The following is a 15,412-nucleotide window of genomic DNA, read 5'->3' as shown; positions in this document are numbered from 1 at the left end:
ATGATCTCGCCGGGTCTCGTCCCGGTCCATGTGTGGCGGTCTTCCCCCACCGAGATCGCCTCCTGAGCAACGAGTGACACACCACCAGTGGGGGTGCTCACCACGATCGACATGCTGGGGCAGCTCCTGGGGACAGATGTCCGACTCGGGCGCCAGCGCCCTGGTGATCTTCCCGGCAGCTGCGGTACGACAGCACCGAAGACCGTCCATTCGAAAGTTGAGATCACTTTGAAGACAAGCACAGTCATTGTCGCCGGAGCGCGGACCCCGCTGGGGCGCCTGCGCGGATCCCTGAAAGACCTGTCGGGGTCCGATCTCGGGGGCATCGCCATCAGGGGTGCCCTCGAGAAGTCCGGTGTCGCCCCGAATCAGGTCGACTACGTCATCATGGGTCAGGTGCTGACGGCGGGCGCGGGTCAAGTGCCGGCTCGCCAAGCCGCCGTCGCTGCCGGGATTCCGATGGACATTCCTGCCCTGTCGATCAACAAGGTGTGCTTGTCCGGTATCGACGCCATCGCGTTGGCCGACCAGCTCATCCGCGCAGGCGAGTTCGAGGTCGTTGTCGCCGGTGGTCAGGAGTCGATGAGCCGTGCGCCGCACCTACTCGAGAAGAGCCGGGAAGGCTTCAAGTTCGGCGACGTGACCATGCGTGATCACATGGCGTACGACGGTCTGCACGACATCTTCACCGATCAGGCCATGGGCCCGCTCACCGAGCAGCGTAACCGGACCGGCACCGCCGCGATCACACGGCAAGAGCAAGATGCCTTCGCTGCTGCCTCGCATCAGAAGGCGGCACGCGCGTGGAAGGACGGGCTCTTCGACAACGAAGTCGTCCCCGTAACGATTCCGCGGCGCACCGGCGGACCGATCATCGTCACCGAGGACGAGGGCATCCGCGCCGACACCACGATCGAGTCGCTGTCCGTGCTGCGTCCCGCCTTCAGCACGGATGGCACGATCACTGCCGGCTCGGCCTCGCCGATCTCCGATGGCGCCGCCGCCGTCGTGGTCATGAGTGCGGCCAAGGCCGACGAGCTGGGCCTGAGTTGGATTGCCGAGATCGGCGCGCATGCAGTGATGGCCGGACCGGATTCGACGCTGCAGTCTCAGCCGGCGCGCGCCATAGCCAAGGCCTGCGCGAGGGAAGCCCTCGATCCCCGAGACCTGGACCTGATCGAGATCAATGAGGCCTTCGCGGCGGTCGGCATCGCGTCGACCCGAGAGTTGGGCGTCGACCCTGCGAAGGTCAACGTCAACGGCGGCGCCATCGCCCTCGGGCATCCACTTGGGATGTCCGGTGCTCGCATCGTCCTGCATGCGGCTTTGGAGCTTCGACGCCGCGGCGGCGGTATCGGTGCGGTGGCACTGTGCGGTGGCGGCGGCCAGGGCGACGCGCTCATCCTGCACGTCCCCGCCTGTTGATCGGGCATGGGGCGCGGGGAAGGACCCGGGGTGGGTCCCAGGGCAATCGCGGATGGGGCGTTGGCCCTGATCCGCAGGCCAGGCTCACACATCCGCGGCCTGTATCTCGTTGACGGGAGCTAGGGCGTGTCTCCCAATGATTTGGGGTGTTGTGCTGCAGACTCTTCGCTGTGGCAGACGTTGTTAATCGGTTTGAGGTGTTGACGGACAAGCAGTGGGAGTTGCTTGCGCTGCTGTTGCCCAGTTCGGATGGGCTGCGGGGGCGGAAGTTCCAGAACAGCCGGCTCGTGGTGGAGGGGATGCTCTACCGGCTGCGTACCGGGCTCCCGTGGCGGGATCTACCTGCGCATTTCGGCCCCTGGAAGACGGTGTGGAAACGGCACCGACGCTACGCCGGGGATGGAACGTGGGATCGGGTACTCATAGCCCTGGCGGCGATGGCCGATGCCGGTGGCGACCTGGATTGGGCGGTGTCGGTGGATTCCACCGTGGTGCGGGTGCACCAGCACGGCGCCAACGCCGCGCGTGACACAGGGGGATCTACCGAATTACACGAATCTGCTTGACGAACCGGTCGATCACGGCATCGGCCGGTCCCGCGGCGGGCTGACCTGCAAAGTCCACCTGGCGTGCGATGGCGACGGACGTCCCTTGTCGGTGCTGGTGGGTCCTGGCCAGGCAGGCGACAGCCCGATGTTCGGCCCGCTCCTGGAGGGCATCTGCGTGCCGCGCATCGGTGGCGGCGCACCCCGCACGCGCCCGGACGAGGTCCGTGCCGACAAGGCGTACACATCCAAGGCCAATCGAGAACTGCTACGCAGCAAGGGCATCAAGGCGGTCATTCCCGAGAAGTCCGATCAGGTGGCCAACCGCAAGAACAAGGGCAGCGCGGGCGGTCGGCCACCGAACTTCGATGCCGAGTCGTACAAGGGCCGCAACGTGGTGGAAAGGGCCTTCAACAAGGCAAAACAGTGGCGAGCGGTGGCAACCCGGTATGACAAGCTTGCGCTGACTTACCGGGCTGGATTCCTTCTCGCCGGCATCGTCGAATGGCTCAAACTATTGGGAGACATGCCCTAGGTGCGTATCCCGTTCATGGGCGCGATCTGCGGCCCTCACCGGCTGATCCTCCCGATATCGGAGTCACAGTCGGCCTGTCGGTCACCCGGGCTGACCGTCGGCCACCAGGAGGTCCAACTTCTCGGATGAGCCGGGCATGCGGTTGAAGGCTGCCGACCAGTCTCCCTTTCGCCGCCAGGTCACGCCGATCTCGATGCCGTCCTCGTCGTGTGCCAGAATGTCGACCGTCACGTATTTCCCCAGGGGTGTCCGTCACGTAATTCCCCATGCTCGGGTGTGCTGAGTCGAGGGTAACCCGAGCGGATGGGGGTTCGGATCAGGTTGCGTTGGCGGTGCGGTGCCCGGGTCGTTTGCGGGGCCGGTAGGACGGGCCGTCCATCAGGGTTTGGTGGCTGGTGTTGATCAGCCGGTCGAGGAGCGATTCGGCGACGACCGGGTTCGGGAACAGCGGATACCAGTCCTTCGGGGCGCGGTTGCTCGTCAAGATCAGGGGTTTGCCGGCGATCGCCCGGTCCGAGACCAGATCGTAGAGATCGTCGGACTGGGTCGTGGTGTGCTCGCGCATCGCGAAATCATCGATGATCAACACCAGCGGCCGGGTGTATTCGCGCATCCGCTGACCGATGGTGCGGTCGGCATGACCGCCGGCGAGGTCGGCGAGCATCCGGGAGCACTTGACGAACCGCACGTCCCCACCGCGGCGGGCGACATGATGGCCGAGTGCTTGTGCCACATGTGTTTTGCCGACACCAACGGGTCCGTAGAGGATCACCGACTCTCCGGCGTCGAGCCAGCGCAGGGCGGCCAGATCCCGCAGCATCGCCGCCGGGAGTTTCGGGTTGGCGGTGAAGTCGAAGTCCTCGAAGGTGGCCTGTTGTTCGAACTTGGCCCGCCGCAGCCGACGGGCCAGCGCCGCGGTTTCCCGGCGGGCGATCTCGTCCTCACACAGCACCTGCAGGAACTCGAGGTGCCCGAGCTGCCCGTCCCGGGTTTGGGTCAGCCGGGCGTCGAGGGTGTCGAGCATCCCGGTCAGCTTCAACGTCTTCAACGCAGCCCGCAGGCTGGGGTCGTGAATTGTCATGACCATCCCCTTGCTCTTGTGAAAGTAATTGTTGTGCAGTGCATGTCATAGCCTCGCTCAACGCTTAGGCGGTGCGTTCGTTGCCGAACGCGTCGGGTCCGCGCAGGAACGCCGGCGCCTGCGCGACGGCTGGGGCGGGTTGTCCGTCGTGTTCGGTGCCGGCGGCGAGGATGCCCTTGACGGTGCGGTAGCTGGGGTCGCCAACCTCGAGGGCGCGGGCGCACGCCGCGTTCAGGCGGGCGTCGTCGTAACGGTCCCGCAGCCGCACGATGCCCTGGATGGCCCGGAGCCGGTGCAGGGCGTTGACCTGTGACAACTCGGCGACGATCGCGACCGCGCCGGGGCCGATCTGCTCGGCCTGCGCCCGGCACCAGGACACCGTCTGCAGTGCGTAGGCGATCTTGTGCGGTGGGTAGTGCTCGACGTTCGTCGACCGCCCCGACAGGTGCAGCACATGGGTGGCGACCACCTGCTCGCCCGCGAAGATCTGCACCATGTCGTTGCAGGTGCGGACCAGCATCTGCTGGCCGATCAGCCGCCAGGGCACCGAATACAGGGCCTTGCCGGCCTTGACGTGACAGTCCGGGGCGACCTTGCCGACCTGGTAGAGGACCGGTTCGAACGGTCTGGGTGGAAGTGTTGTGAGCCTGCGTCTTTCGATGGCGTCGAAGACGGCGGTCGGCTGGGCTCCGTCGAGGCCGCGGTGATTGTGCCGACCGTACACGTCGATGCACCAGGCCAGGGCGGCGTCCTGCATCTGCGCCAAGGAGGTGAACTCCCGTCCTTTCCAGAACGAATCCCGGATATAGGGCATCGGGCGTTCGATCCGCGGCTTGTCCTTCGGTTTGCCGGCGCGGGCGGGGTCGATCAGGACCCCGTAGTAGGCGGCGAGTTCGGCGTAGGCCCGGTTGATCTTCGGGTCGTACAAATCCGGCCGGTCGACCCCGGTCTTGAGGTTGTCGCACACGATCCGGGCGGGGACACCGCCGAAGAACTCGAACGCCGCCACGTGCGAGGCGCACCACGAGGACTGATCCATCCGCAGCACCGGCTGGACGAACAGCATCCGCGAGCAGCTCAGGATGATCGCGAACGCCCACACCGCCACCCGACGGTCGGTGACCGGATTGCGCCACATCCCGAGCTTGCCGTAGTCGACCTGGGCCTCGTCGGCGGGTGGGACCGCGCCCCGGGGCACCGTCACCTTCGCTTCGGCGACCTGATCGGCGAATTGCGCTGCCACATAACGACGTACCGTCGATTCCGACACCATGACGCCGTGGTCGTCACGCAGGCGTTGCGCGATCGTCGCGACCGTCACCGACGCGGTCAGCTGCCCATCGATCCAGTCGTGGTGCGCGGCGATCGCCGGCCATGTCACCGCCCGCGCTGCCGGGTCGCCGACCTCCGGGAACCATCCCGTGATCAACTCCCACCACAGGGCCTCCTCGAACTTCCCGCCCTCGCCCGGCGCCAACCCGGCCGCGACCGCCGGGGCCAGGTATTTCCGGATGGTCTTGCGGTCGATTCCCAGGGCCGTCGAGATCTGCACCTGGGATCGGCCGGCATGCCAGTGCCGGAACAACTCCATCAGATCGGTCATCGTCCACGTTCTCCTTGCCACCGTCAGGCCCCTTCCCGGGCCCGTTGTCGGTGGCCCAGTCAGGAGCGAACCTGTAGCAGCACCCGAACCCCCGCCAACACGCCCCAGGGTGGGGAATTACGTGACGGCGGGGTGGGGAATTACGTGACGGACAAACCCCTCAACCTGGGGAATTACATGACCGCTGACACCAGAACGAACAGTGCACCCCATGTGATCCTTGAAGAAGGTCAGCTGTCCAAACCTGGTGGGGAGAGGAGTCTCCTCACCGCAGCATCGACATAGAAGCTGGTCACACACGTATTTTAGTCCGCCGCAGCAGGAGTGCAGCAGCGGGTTTTCCGGAGCCGCCGCGCGGAAGCGGAGCACCAACACGGCCGCCGGACCCTCGGTGCGGTGCGTCCACCATCCGATTGTGAGAATGCGGCACCACCGGATTTGACCACCAAAGAGGAAATGTAATTGCTAATATTCTTAACTGGATAGGATGGAAGATTGGGGTGTACCGGCCGGTGTGAAGCCCGAGTCGTGCAAAAGGACACGAAAGGGTTTTCCGCTCGCCGGCCCGTGCGAGATGTCGTCGACTCACTCCCGGAGCGTGCGGTGGTGATGCAATGTACGGCCCGACGGCGCCCGCACCGGATCGACCGGGGCCGGCGGTATGACTCTCCATCCTCGCCGGACGGCAATGGAGGCCTCATGAATTCGATTGGCACCGTGATCCGGGCGGTACGCCCGTATCCGCAACGGTATGCGCCCAAGGGTTCGACGATCTACAAGTTCATCACGACCACCGACCCGAAAGTACTCGGGATGATGTACATGGTCACCTCGTTCACGTACTTCATGATTGGCGGATTGATGGCAATGCTGATCCGCAGTGAACTCGCGGTTCCCGGCCTGCAATTCCTGTCCAACGAGCAGTACAACCAGCTGTTCACCATGCACGGCGGCATCATGCTGCTGCTCTACGCGACACCGATCGTATTCGGATTCGCCAACTACATCCTGCCGCTGCAGATCGGCGCCCCCGATGTCGCGTTCCCCCGGCTGAACGCGTTCAGCTACTGGCTGTACCTGTTCGGTGCGCTGATCGTCACGGCGAGCCTGATCACCCCCGGCGGCGCCCCCGACTTCGGGTGGACCTCGTACGCGCCGCTGTCGAATGCGATTCACGCCCCCGGTGTCGGGGCGAACCTGTGGTTCCTGGGCCTGGCGGTCGCCGGGTTGGGCACAATCCTGGGCGGCGTCAACATGATCACCACCGTCATCTGCCTGCGCGCCCCCGGCATGACGATGTTCCGGATGCCGATCTTCACCTGGAACATCTTCATCACGATGATCATGGTCCTGCTGGTCTTCCCGCCGTTGACCGCCGCGTTCATGGGCATGTGGGCCGACCGTAATCTCGGTAGCCACATCTTCGACCCGGCGAACGGCGGCGCCCTACTCTGGCAGCACCTGTTCTGGTTCTTCGGCCACCCCGAGGTCTATATCGTCGCGCTGCCGTTCTTCGGCATCGTCTCGGAGATCTTCCCGGTGTTCTCCCGTAAACCGCTTTTCGGGTACACCGGCCTGATCTTCGCCACCCTCTCCATCGGAGCGCTGTCGATGGCCGTGTGGGCGCACCACATGTACGCCACCGGCGCCGTGCTGCTGCCCTTCTTCTCGTTCATGACGTTTCTCATCGCCGTCCCGACCGGGGTGAAGTTCTTCAACTGGATCGGCACCATGTGGAAGGGGCAGTTGACGTTCGAGTCGCCGATGCTGTTCGCGGTCGGCTTTCTGGTGACCTTCCTCTTCGGCGGCTTGTCCGGGGTCGTCCTCGCCAGCCCGCCCCTCGACTTCCACGTCACCGATACCTATTTCGTGGTGGCGCATTTCCACTACGTCCTGTTCGGCACCATCGTGTTCGCCACCTACGCCGGCGTCTACTTCTGGTTCCCGAAGATGACCGGCCGGATGATGGACGAGCGGCTGGCCAAGTGGCACTTCTGGACCACGTTCGTCGGCTTCCACACCACCTTCCTCGTCCAGCACTGGCTGGGTAACGAAGGTATGCCGCGTCGCTACGCCGACTACCTGCCCTCGGACGGCTTCACCATCCTGAACACCGTCTCGACGATCGGCGCGTTCGTCCTCGGTGCCTCGACGTTGCCGTTCCTGTGGAACGTCTTCAAGAGCTACCGGTACGGCGAGGTGGTCACAGTCGACGATCCGTGGGGTTTCGGCAACTCCCTCGAGTGGGCCACCAGCTGCCCGCCGCCGCGGCACAACTTCACCGAGCTGCCGCGGATCCGCTCCGAGCGCCCCGCGTTCGAGCTGCACTACCCGCACATGGTCGAGCGGATGCACGCCGAGGCGCATATCGGCCGCGGGCACGCCGGTACCGCCCTCCACGAGCCTCAGGGGTGCGACACCGCCGACCGCACACCCGAAAGCAGCTGACCCCTCGCCTGCAGGACCGACTCGACGAGACACCATCGACACCCGGTAGCGGAGAATGCGGCGCCACCGGACCCATACGACAGACCGGCGGACCAATTGCTAATATTCTTAACTAGATAAGATGGAAGTTCGACGTGATTCGTCCAGCAGTGTGCGCCCAGGCCGTTCCCCGTCGTCACGGTTGACTCGAAGGGACACCCACCCATGGCCGCAATGCCCGGCACGTTCGTCGCAGGGCTCGGACGAATCATCGAATTACTCACCGGGATCGAACCCTCGGAAATCGGCCTCGACAAGACTTTCGCCGGTGACTTCGGCATGGCTCCGCGTTCCGTCGCGGAAATCGCCGGACAGGTCGGGGACAAGCGCAGTGTCCGGATTACCGACGAGGGGCTCGCTGGTCGACACACGATCCGGACACCATGACCTGTACCGCACCGCACCGCGCTCTGAATTTCGACACCCAGGACCAGCCCCGCCGAGTACGCGATCAGCAACGCGTGCGACTTCGGTGGCCACAACACCGCTCTCCCTGTTCGCCCGCACCTGATCACCCGGCACCACCCATGCCCCCACATCTCCACGAAAACAAGGACCATGCCGACAGTCACCCTCAACAACATCCCGGTCAGCTACGCGATCAGCGGAACAGGACCACGGGTTCTGCTGATCATGGGCACCGGAAGCCCCGGACGCGTATGGAACACGTACCAGGTTCCGGCGCTGGTCAAAGCCGGGTTTCAGGTCGTCACCATGGATAATCGCGGGATTTCACATTCCCACGGTATCGAGGGCATGAGCATCGACGACCTCGTCGCCGATGCTGCGGCACTGATCGAACACCTCGGGGGCCCAGCCCATGTCGTCGGCACCTCGATGGGCGCGCGAGTAGTGCAGGAACTGGCCGTGGCCCGACCCGAATTGGTCATCAGAGCCATCATGATCGGGGCGACCGGAAAACCGTACCCGGTCGAGAGCGCACTGAACCGGGGCCAACAAGCTCTCCACGCGCAGGGTATCGAACTGCCCGCAACCTACGCCGCTGCAGTCACTGCGCTGCTGAACCTGTCTCCCCGGACCCTCGCGGACCCGCAGAAAGCGCAGGAATGGCTCGATATCTTCGAGTACTCGGCTCCCGCCACGACTTCATCGGGGGTGCGGGCACAGGTCGCGATGGATAGATCCCGCAATCGACTGGCCGATTACGCCCGTATCGTCGCACCCACCTTGGTCATCGGATTCGGCGACGACCGAATGACCCCACCGGAACAGGGCCGTGAAGTGGCCGCCGCCATCCCCGGTGCCCGATACCAGGAAATTCCACACTGCGGGCACTTCGGATACCTCGAGCAGCCTGACGCAGTGAACGCGCTGCTCATCGCCTTCCTGACAGGGAACCCCCTTCCCCGCACCCAACCGCGATGAACACTGGCCCGATCGCGGGAGACCGACACAACGCCGGGGCAGCTGAGTGTGGAGGTAGCCAATCACATGGGTAAGCAGACCGATGGCCAACCAGATGGTGAAGCCGCGGACTCGGCAACTCCCCAGGTGTCGAAGAGATAGGTGCCTCGGTGGTGAAACCGCACTCACATCCGCGGGGCCCTGAATCTGTGCGTACGCCGGTGATGGCCCGATCCAGTCCCGGTCCGACGGCATCGCGCAATCGACAAGTAGGGCAGCGATGAACCCGCGCAAGATCTTCCTGGTCCCCACGACCGATCACGAACAGATCCGCACCTGGATCCAGAAACATCGTGGGGCCCCGGCGAAGAGCCTGCATATGGCGGCGCCGGGGCGGCGCGGGGCCACGGTTCTTCGGATCGATTTCGTCGGTCTCCGGCCCGGTCCGGAGCTCGAACATATTACGTGGGGGGAGTGGTTCGCACTGTTCGACGAGCACCGCCTCGCTTTCTGCTTTCCCGTTACCGAGGACGGCACAGATTTCCAACTGATCTCCCGCGCAACGACGACGGACCCACCCCGAACTGAGCGGTCGGAGTGATGCGGAACCGGCAGATCCGCGTGCCCATTCCACCACCGGGGCGGCTCCACCACGGGGCGGCAGCCGGACAGGGGTGAACGCATCCACCCCACAGCCGTGCCCGACCTGGTCCATCGGTCAGACGGGTTGACAGGTCCCGTGCCGATACGAACGGCGGCGAGTCGAGGCGCCACCACCCGAACCGCCGCTGGCACCCGAGGCTTCACCAGTGAGAACAATCGAACCGGGAGCTGAGCGCACCTCGGACACAAAAACACGAACCGTGGCGAGCGCGGCAGGCGGACGCACTTCGGCCAGACGGAGAAGTGCGATTGGAACGTCGTACCGGTCATGCACCGCCGACAACCACGGCTTCGGCCACCGTCGGCCGGGAGGTACCGCCTGCCGATCGGTGAAGACGCATCCGCCGGAGCACCTCACGGCCTCGGCGGCGCCCGAGGATCAGATCTTCTTGACGACGCTCGACTTCAGTTGAATGGGACCGATTCCGTCGACCTTGCAGTCGATATCGTGGTCGCCCACGCCGTTCACCAGGCGAATGTTGCGCACGGTGGTGCCGGCCTTGATACCGGTGGGGCTGCCCTTGACCTTGAGAGTTTTGATCACCGTGACAGTGTCGCCGTCGGCGAGCACGTTGCCGACCGCATCTTTGATCGTGTCCTCTGCGGCGCCGGCGGGAGCGTCCGCCGTGGGAGCCCACTCGTGCGCACACATCGGGCAGACCAGAAGGGGACCCATCTCGTAGGTGTACGAGCTGGAGCACTCAGGGCACGGCGGCAAGGTCTCGTCCACCCGGGCATCCTACCTAGGGCCTCGTTCGGAACGGTCAGCTACTCGGAGCCATTGCCCCGCATGTGACTCGGCACCGAGGACTACCCGCGTCCGTCGGGGTATCCGGCACTGCGAGCGGTGTGGGTGTGTGCTCGACATGGTGGAGGATCGGCGGAGTCGTCATTGTCCCGCTGATCTCAGCGCCGGCGCGGTATGGCCATGACCACCACCTCGGCAACGGTTCCCGCGAAAATTACCGCAGCTGCCACCAGTGCTACCAGCCCACGCGCCATCTGAACCATCCCTTTCATTCGACCGGGCAGCGGTCCCATCCGGTCCTTTCCATCCGGTGCACTCACTCGGTGAGGCAACCGCGGGCGCCCCCTCGGTTGGCGCCATCGACGGGGTGCGAAGCCTTGCGACGGAATCTTCCCCGGCGTCGATCGTGTCGCCCATCGTGCACACCGTGCCACGCCGAGTCCAGAGACTCGGTCGGACTTCTTCGGCCGCCTCATGCTACTTAACAAATTACGCAACTGCTAATGTAATGGTGTTTCCGTGGGTGCGCACCGGCCGGGGGTGCGCACTCGCCCCCTGCTGCGTGGAGGAGCGATTGATGGCGACGCCGCTGCATCATCTGAAGTCGGACCGTGTCGGCACCTCGGAGCACGCGATGCTGCTCGGCGACGCGCCCACCGAACCGGTCGAGGACTCACGGAGTCCGGCGGAGGTACCGGGGGCCGGAGCGTGAGCGCCTCGGCGGGTGGCGCCTCAGGCGCGCGCGGGCGTGGACTTGTTCACCAGATCCGCCGGATCGGCCGAATCGCGGAAGCGGAACCGGTGCCGCCCGCCGGTCCCGGTGGCACCGCCGCCGACGGCATGGTGGAGCCCTTCCTGCCGGTGACCGGATCGATCCAGGTTCGCCATGTCGACGCCGGCTCCTGCAACGGCTGCGAAGTCGAGATCGCGTCCGCGTTCGGCCCGGTGTATGACGCGGAACGGTATGGCATCCGGTTGGTCGCGTCCCCGCGCCACGCGGACGTGCTCCTCGTGACCGGTCCGGTCACCCATAACATGGCAGACCCGCTTCGGGCGACGTACGAGGCGATGCCGTATCCCAAACGTGTTGTCGCCCTGGGTGACTGCGCACGCGATTGTGGTGTGTTCGCGGGCGGTTTCGGGGTGCTCGGAGCGGTCCGGGAGGTCATTCCGGTCGACCTCGAGGTTCCGGGATGTCCGCCGACCCCCGAGGCCATCGTGGCCGCGCTGCGGCGAGTGTCCGGCCGATGAGCCCGGTCGCCGCCGGTATGGCGATTGCCTTCATCGCGGCCGGAGCTGCCGCCGCGGCGGCCATGACGATGCCCGCTCGTGCGCGCCGGATCCTGGTCGGCCTGCTGACGACGCTCTCCGGTGCCGGTGGTGTGCTGGCGGGTCTCGGCGCTCTGGGGGGCCGGCCGTTCTCGCTGACGCTGCAGCAGGTGCTCCCGTTCGACGGGATCGAGTTGCACCTTGATCCGCTCTCGGGGTTGTTCCTGGTCCTGATCGGCGCGGTCGCGGCCGCGGTCGGGGTGTACAGCGTGGGATACACCAGCCCGGGCGGTCACCGCGGACACCAGGATCTTCCCCCCGGCGGTGGGGCGGGATCGCGCACCGCCCAGACCATGCTCCCGGTGTTCGTCGCCGCGATGCTGCTGGTGCCCGCGGCCGCCAACGTCACGACCTTCCTGGCGGCGTGGGAGTTGATGGCACTGGCGTCGCTGACGTTGGTGCTGGCCGAATACCGCTCACGAGAGCAGGTCGGCGTCGCCGGGCTGTGGTACGCGGCGATGACGCAAGCGGGGGTCGTGGCCATCATGGTGGGCTTCGCGTTGCTCGCCGCGGGTGTCGGCGGGGAGTCCTTCGACGCGATCCGCGAAGGTGCGCCGGACCTCTCCCCGCTCGTGCGGTCCACCGCGTTCGTGCTGGTGTTCATCGGGTTCGGGTCGAAGGCCGGTCTCGTTCCGCTGCATGTGTGGCTGCCCCGGGCGCACGCCGAGGCGCCGAGCCACGTCTCGGCCCTGATGTCGGCGGCGATGGTCAATCTCGGGTTCTACGGCATCATTCGGGTGGGTTTCGACCTCCTCGGTGGCGGTCCCCGGTGGTGGGGGTGGCTCATGCTCGCAGTGGGCACCGTGTCCGCGCTGTACGGGGTGCTGCAGGCGAGCGTCGCGACCGACCTCAAACGGCTGCTGGGGTATTCGACAACGGAGAACCTCGGCATCATGGTGATGGGCCTCGGCGCCGGTGCCGTCTTCGCTGCGGAAGGCAACCGAGTGCTGGCGAGCCTGCTCGTGGCGGCGGCGCTGCTGCACGCACTCAACCACGGCGTGTTCAAGGCGCTGTTGTTCCTCGGTGCAGGATCGGTGATGCGGTCGACCGGAACACGCGACCTCGACCAGCTCGGCGGGCTGGCCTCCCGGATGCCGGTGACCACCGCCATGGTCGCAGTGGGCGCACTCGGAGCCGCCACCCTGCCCCCGGGAAACGGATTCGTCTCCGAATGGCTTCTGCTGCAGGGATTCACCCACAGTCTCGGGATGGACGGTGTGACCGACACGGTGACCACCGTCGCGATGCCCCTCGCGGTCGCCGCCCTCGCGTTGACCACCGGGCTCGCGGTCGTCGCCTTCGTCAAGGCATTCGGGATCGGGTTCCTCGCCCGTCCGCGGACCGCCGAGGCGGCGGCAACGGTGGAAAGCCCGTGGAGTATGCGGCTGGCGATGGGCGCCGCGGCGCTGGTGTGCGCGGGCCTGGCGTGGTTTCCCGCCCTGCTCGGTACGTCGCTGGTGCGCGCGATCTCGGTGCTGCCCAGCGTGCGGGACGGTAATCCGATCGGCCGCGACGGGGTGACGATCCGGTTGGCCGGTATTTCCGGTTCGATGTCGCCCTTCCTGGTGGCGGTGGCACTCGTGGCCGGGATGGCCGCGGCCGCGGCCGGTGCGCGGTGGGCGCAGACCCGGATGCCGGTGCGGCGCGCCGTGCCGTGGGGGTCGGGGCGGCGCAGCCTGACACCGCGGATGGAGTACACCGCCACCTCGTTCGCGGAACCGTTGACCCGCGTCTTCGACGATGTGCTGCGCCCCGAACACGACGTGAACGTGACCCCGCACGTCGAATCCCAGTACCTGATCGAAAGTGTCAGCTTCCGGCAGAAGGTGCCGGACCGGATCGAGGCCCGGCTGTATCCGCCGGTGATCTCCGCGGTGCGCCGGTGGGGCGAGTGGGCGCGACGGGCGCAGAACGGTGACCTGCACCGGTACGTGGCGGTGGGATTCGTGGTGCTGATCGGTGTCCTCGTCGTGGTGGGGGTGACGGCGTGAGCGCCGGCCTGGGTGTCGACCTCGCGGCCGTCGCGATCCAGATCGCGCTGGTGCTCGTCGGCGCACCGCTGCTGGTCGGGTTCATGCGGCAGATCACCGCGCGGCTCGAGGGCCGGGCGGGCGCCGGGGTGGGGCAGCCGTGGCGCGACCTGCGCAAGCAGATGGGGAAGGAGCGGATCACCCCCGAGGGAAGCAGCGTCGTCTTCACCGCTGCCCCGCTGATCGTGTTCTCGACGGTGTTCGTGATCGCGGCGGTCTCGCCGTTTCTCACGACCCGGTCCCACCTGGACGGGGTGGCAGACCTGTTCGCGGTCGTGGGCCTGCTGTTGCTGGGCACGGTCGCGCTCGCGCTCGGGGCGTTGGACACCGGCACAGCGTTCGGTGGGATGGGCGCCAGCCGGGAAGTGATGGTCGCCGCCCTCGCCGAGCCGACCATCCTGGTGGCCGGGTTCGCGTTGTCGACCCGGGTGAACTCCTCCAACCTGGCGGCCATGGTCGAGGGTGTGGTGCATTCCCCCGCCCCTGCGCTGACACCGGCGAATCTTTTCGCCGCGGTGGCGATCGGCATCGTCGTACTCGCCGAAACCGGTCGGCTGCCGGTGGACAACCCGTCCAGCCATCTGGAGTTGACGATGCTCCACGAGGCGATGGTGCTCGAATATGCCGGCCCGCGGCTCGCCATGGTGGAGTACGCGGCCGCAATCCGCCTGACCACCCTGATCGGGCTGTGGGTGAGCCTGTTCCTCCCGTGGGGTGTGGCCACGGCGTCGACACCGGGGGCGGTGCTTGTTGCGGTGGCCGCGTTCGTCCTCAAGGTTGCGCTGCTCGGTGGCGCGATCGCTGTCGTGGAAGTATTCCTCGCCAAGTGGCGGTTGTTCCGGGTTCCCGAACTTCTCGCGGTGTCGTTCCTGTTCGGTGCCCTGGCCGTGTCGACCGCGTTCTTCCTGGGCGGGTGAGGCTGACGATGAGTTCGACGATGTTCAGTGAGCTGCTCGATCTGGCGTGTGGGGCGTTTCTGCTCACCGCGGCCGCGACGCTGTGGCGGCACAACCTGGTGGCGATCGTGCGGCTCACGGCGGCACAGGCCGTCGCGCTGGCCGTGGTGGCGGTGCTGATCGGGATACACGACGGGAACGGCGGCATGGGCGGTGTGGCCGCCGCCATCGGTGTACTCAATGGTGTCCTGCTGCCCACCGCCCTGCGGCGCGTCGTGCGCGAACAACCGTCGCCGGCCGCGCAGTCGCTGGTCAACGTGGCCGCGTCGATGGTCGCGGCCGTGCTGCTGACCCTGCTGTCGTACGCGGTCAGTCGCCCGGTGATCGGGTCGGCCCCCACCGAGACCGCGGCGGTGATCCCGCTCGCCCTGGCCGTGGTGTTCGTGGGGTTCTTCGCCGTGATCACCCGTCGGCCCGCGATCGCGCAGACAGTGGGATTCCTCTCGATCGTCAACGGGGTCATCGCGACGGCGCTGCTGACCACCGGCAGCGCGACCATCGTGACGATGACGGTGAGCCTGGATCTGCTGCTGTGGGTCTGGGTGCGCACCATCGACGATCGGGCCGCATTCGACGGCGCCGACCCGGACACGCTGCGGCAGCTGCGCGACTGATGGAGGACGAGCGAGTGACGTGCGAGGAGGG

Annotated in this window: 15 protein-coding genes; 11 read left to right on the top strand and 4 right to left on the bottom strand. The window is 66.4% G+C overall.

What is annotated here, in order from left to right; all coding sequences use genetic code 11:
- Positions 1-228 precede the first annotated feature (228 nt).
- Both HYG77_RS37005 and HYG77_RS37000 read left to right on the top strand, forming a co-directional pair.
- A complete protein-coding gene (locus tag HYG77_RS37005; protein WP_159929400.1) occupies positions 229-1,425 on the top strand; it encodes an acetyl-CoA C-acetyltransferase in 1,197 nt (398 codons plus the stop codon).
- A 170-nt stretch (positions 1,426-1,595) separates the two neighbouring features.
- A protein-coding gene (locus tag HYG77_RS37000; protein WP_236603684.1) for an IS5 family transposase occupies positions 1,596-2,505 on the top strand; the annotation gives its coding sequence in 2 pieces (ribosomal slippage) (positions 1,596-1,970 and positions 1,972-2,505; 909 coding nt in all).
- An 81-nt stretch (positions 2,506-2,586) separates the two neighbouring features.
- Here HYG77_RS37000 and HYG77_RS36995 read toward each other — a convergent pair.
- From HYG77_RS36995 to istA, 3 genes are all read right to left on the bottom strand, one after another.
- Complete coding sequence (locus tag HYG77_RS36995) at positions 2,587-2,736, bottom strand: hypothetical protein (protein WP_159929402.1); 150 nt, start codon at positions 2,734-2,736, stop codon at positions 2,587-2,589.
- Positions 2,737-2,821: 85 nt separating this feature from the next.
- On the bottom strand, positions 2,822-3,586 hold the full coding sequence (gene istB, locus HYG77_RS36990) for an IS21-like element helper ATPase IstB (RefSeq protein WP_159929404.1): 765 nt from the start codon (positions 3,584-3,586) through the stop codon (positions 2,822-2,824).
- A gap of 64 nt (positions 3,587-3,650) precedes the next feature.
- A complete protein-coding gene (istA, locus tag HYG77_RS36985) occupies positions 3,651-5,189 on the bottom strand; it encodes an IS21 family transposase (protein WP_159929406.1) in 1,539 nt (512 codons plus the stop codon).
- Between the two features lie 699 nt (positions 5,190-5,888).
- On the opposite strand from istA, the gene ctaD reads away from it, so the two are divergent.
- From ctaD to HYG77_RS36965, 4 genes are all read left to right on the top strand, one after another.
- Positions 5,889-7,637 (top strand): cytochrome c oxidase subunit I, encoded by a 1,749-nt coding sequence (gene ctaD / locus HYG77_RS36980; RefSeq protein ID WP_159929408.1) that lies wholly within the window; start codon positions 5,889-5,891, stop codon positions 7,635-7,637.
- Between the two features lie 204 nt (positions 7,638-7,841).
- On the top strand, positions 7,842-8,063 hold the full coding sequence (locus HYG77_RS36975) for a phosphopantetheine-binding protein (protein WP_159929410.1): 222 nt from the start codon (positions 7,842-7,844) through the stop codon (positions 8,061-8,063).
- Positions 8,064-8,234: 171 nt separating this feature from the next.
- Positions 8,235-9,062, top strand: coding sequence for an alpha/beta hydrolase (locus tag HYG77_RS36970; protein WP_159929412.1), 828 nt, complete (start codon positions 8,235-8,237; stop codon positions 9,060-9,062).
- Positions 9,063-9,321: 259 nt separating this feature from the next.
- A complete protein-coding gene (locus HYG77_RS36965; protein ID WP_159929414.1) occupies positions 9,322-9,642 on the top strand; it encodes a hypothetical protein in 321 nt (106 codons plus the stop codon).
- A gap of 441 nt (positions 9,643-10,083) precedes the next feature.
- Here the strand turns inward: HYG77_RS36965 and HYG77_RS36960 are convergent, their stop codons facing one another.
- Positions 10,084-10,434, bottom strand: a complete 351-nt coding sequence (locus HYG77_RS36960; RefSeq protein WP_159929416.1) for a zinc ribbon domain-containing protein YjdM — start codon at positions 10,432-10,434, stop codon at positions 10,084-10,086.
- Between the two features lie 595 nt (positions 10,435-11,029).
- Between HYG77_RS36960 and HYG77_RS40845 the strand changes: the two genes are divergently transcribed.
- Genes HYG77_RS40845 through HYG77_RS36940 form a run of 5 tightly spaced genes read left to right on the top strand, consistent with a single transcriptional unit; the run spans position 11,030 to position 15,381 of the window.
- A complete protein-coding gene (locus tag HYG77_RS40845) occupies positions 11,030-11,164 on the top strand; it encodes a hypothetical protein (protein WP_268962678.1) in 135 nt (44 codons plus the stop codon).
- Positions 11,161-11,703: an NADH-quinone oxidoreductase subunit B family protein gene (locus tag HYG77_RS36955; RefSeq protein WP_159929418.1), complete on the top strand. Its 543-nt coding sequence runs from the start codon at positions 11,161-11,163 to the stop codon at positions 11,701-11,703. The genes HYG77_RS40845 and HYG77_RS36955 overlap by 4 nt, the downstream gene beginning before the upstream one ends.
- Positions 11,700-13,772 (top strand): proton-conducting transporter membrane subunit, encoded by a 2,073-nt coding sequence (locus tag HYG77_RS36950; protein ID WP_201453715.1) that lies wholly within the window; start codon positions 11,700-11,702, stop codon positions 13,770-13,772. The genes HYG77_RS36955 and HYG77_RS36950 overlap by 4 nt, the downstream gene beginning before the upstream one ends.
- Positions 13,769-14,728: an NADH-quinone oxidoreductase subunit H gene (locus tag HYG77_RS36945; RefSeq protein WP_159929419.1), complete on the top strand. Its 960-nt coding sequence runs from the start codon at positions 13,769-13,771 to the stop codon at positions 14,726-14,728. The genes HYG77_RS36950 and HYG77_RS36945 overlap by 4 nt, the downstream gene beginning before the upstream one ends.
- Positions 14,729-14,736: 8 nt before the next feature.
- Entirely contained in the window at positions 14,737-15,381 is a 645-nt protein-coding gene (locus HYG77_RS36940) for a hypothetical protein (protein WP_159929420.1), read from the top strand.
- The last annotated feature ends 31 nt before the right edge of the window (positions 15,382-15,412 follow it).

This window comes from Rhodococcus sp. ZPP (genome assembly GCF_017656075.1).
Classification (GTDB): Bacteria; Actinomycetota; Actinomycetes; order Mycobacteriales; family Mycobacteriaceae; genus Rhodococcus_F; species Rhodococcus_F oxybenzonivorans.
Note: the sequence above shows the minus strand (reverse complement) of the source record. Positions and strands in the feature narration are given on the sequence as shown.